Source organism: Bacillus sp. JJ722, assembly GCF_036963345.1.
In the GTDB taxonomy this organism is placed as follows: domain Bacteria; phylum Bacillota; class Bacilli; order Bacillales; family DSM-1321; genus Bacillus_AD.
In genome coordinates this window covers 1-2429 of the sequence record NZ_JBALMO010000404.1, presented here as the reverse complement: position 1 = coordinate 2429, position 2429 = coordinate 1, and the positions used below count along the sequence as shown (strand labels likewise).

At 32.5% G+C, this 2429-nt stretch carries 3 protein-coding genes; all 3 read left to right on the top strand.

Translation table 11 applies throughout. The features are described from left to right. Positions 1–36 precede the first annotated feature (36 nt). Entirely contained in the window at positions 37–390 is a 354-nt protein-coding gene (locus tag V7014_RS26805; protein WP_335512117.1) for a hypothetical protein, read from the top strand. Continuing rightward, a complete protein-coding gene (locus V7014_RS26800; protein ID WP_335512115.1) occupies positions 377–1525 on the top strand; it encodes a type I restriction enzyme HsdR N-terminal domain-containing protein in 1149 nt (382 codons plus the stop codon). Before V7014_RS26805 ends, V7014_RS26800 begins: the two co-directional genes overlap by 14 nt. 382 nt (positions 1526–1907) lie before the next feature. Beyond that, entirely contained in the window at positions 1908–2261 is a 354-nt protein-coding gene (locus V7014_RS26795) for a hypothetical protein (RefSeq protein WP_335512114.1), read from the top strand. Positions 2262–2429 lie beyond the last annotated feature (168 nt).

Genomic DNA, 2429 nt, shown 5'->3' with positions numbered 1-2429 from the left:
AATGAATACCATATTATAACAATGCGAGGTAGCTAAATGTTCCCAACAACACTAACACACCACCATAAAATGTATCAGCTTATCCAAGAGCCATTAACAGAAACCTATTTAAAAGACCTTCTACTTAAACATCCATATGATATATATGCCATTGTAAATGAGAATTTAGAAGAACAGAACGAACCAATGTTAACTACTTTTCTAGTTCTACATGCTGTTGACTTTGAAGATACAGTTATCCTTTTTGATGTATCACGACAACACCAATCAACCGTTACAACAGAACTATGTTTCTTAGCAAAAGGATACATTGAATCCATTGATGTGGGGATTGTGGACAGATATCCTATTAAGTTCTATAAAAGGGAAGAAAAAAATGAAAACATATAAAAACAAAAATAAGAAACTACTATACGATCCATGTCGGCAAACATTCTTACAACATACTCCTGAGGAAAAAGTAAGACAGGATTTTATTCAATTTCTTATACAAGATATGAAAATACCTGCAGATTCCATTAGTACAGAATTTGCTCTTAACCACATAGATTCTAATTCAAGACAAAGAGCTGATATTGTTGTTTGGAGTAGAGATAGGGAAGGAAATGAAACTGCACTTTTAGTTATAGAGTTGAAAGCTGAGCATATTGATTTAACTGATCATACAATAGACCAGGTGAAAGCATATAATGAAATTCTTAAAGCAAAGTATATTGGAGTATCTAATGGTACATATGTGAATCTATATGAAGTTAATATGGAAGGGATTGTACCATTAACTGATGACCTATATACATACTCACAGCTCTTAAAAGGAAATGTTGAATACACACAGTTTCGTCAATTAAAGCGTCTTGCCTATGATCTAACCACTTACGACAGATATATAAATCATTTAATGAATGAAGGATATATTGGTGATGGTACGCCTGGAGAGATGCATAGCTTTATTTCAGAATTACAAAACTTTATCTTATGTGAGGAAATCCATTCAAAAGCGCAATATAAGACTACGATTATAGAAGATTTATCTTATGGTAGGTTTTCTTTTGGAAATGCAAGTGGCGGAAAGTTCCCAGGCTACTACCGTAGCTTCATTGTTAAGGATTTAGATGGAAATCATGCTATATATAGAATTGGAATATTTGGAACAGCAGTATTAGTAAATGATCCTATTTACGGTAACCGAAATGGGAATACTTATCTTACTGTTGCTATCGATGAATCTGGAAACTCCTCAAATATTCTTCAATTAAATATAGATAAATACTTTAAATACAGTAAAGAGCACGAAGCATATGAGATTCTTCATAGTGGTAGAAGAAATGGTTTCAAAAATGCTGAAGTATTGGAATATGTCCAGCATTACGTGCCAGAATTAATTAAGAATGGAAAAGTGTATCTCGGCTCACTACCAGCAAATAGGGCTATTACATCTATTGATGGATCAGATTTTATAGAAAGACTATTAATATACGCAAATATTCGAGAAAAACTTGCTCAAAGGAAAAAAAGAAAGAAATAGGAGCATCACCGATTGTAATAAGAAAAAACGGTAGGTCAGAAATGTACAGCACCCATTTCCCTATTCCGTTTTACTTCCATTGGAAACTGGCTAGGATTATAGTTTAACGATTGGTTGTCTCTGGCCTAATTACTATCATGGTCTTTTTGCACATTTTGCTTAACCCTATCTTATCTATTGCCAGCAGATGAATCCTTTTTTATGTATCCATTGATACATAAAATATATTAAGTAGATTTTAATTTGATTGATTTAATGCCTGATTGTGATTTTACTATATAAAATTTATCGTATGCTAGTTTGCAGTATTTATAAAATTAAATGGAGGAAAAAATGATTACTTTCGAAAAAGCTAGACACATTTTTCAATCTTACCCTAATCTTGAAGAAAAAACATCAGGTAATCGGTATGAAAAATTTAGAGGAAACAGCTGATTTAATCATTTATTTGGCCAATTTACCTTCAGCTAATTTGCGGCCTGAACTCCGTTTACAATGGGCAAAACCTTTTTGCGCAAACATTCCATGGTTTATTAAAGAAGTACCAACCATCTTTATTTCTTTGGCAAACCCTTATCACCTGCAAGACATTCCTAGAGTACCAATATATATCAATACTTACTTTGGGAATGAACAAGTGATTGACTGCCTTTTCGATAAATTAACAGGAAAATCACCATTCAAAGGAAGTAATCCTGTAGATCCTTATTGCGGAAAATGGGATACGAGACTATAAAGATAAATATATAGAGCTCTATTCAGCTATCTTGTCAGCTCAATTAAATCAGTTTCATAAGCAATCCAAAAAAGTTTACAAAAACAGTTATATCTATGAAAAAACATGGGATTCCTTGTTTATTACGGGGACAGAAATATAAGGTGACTAATAAAGTAAATTCGTTGT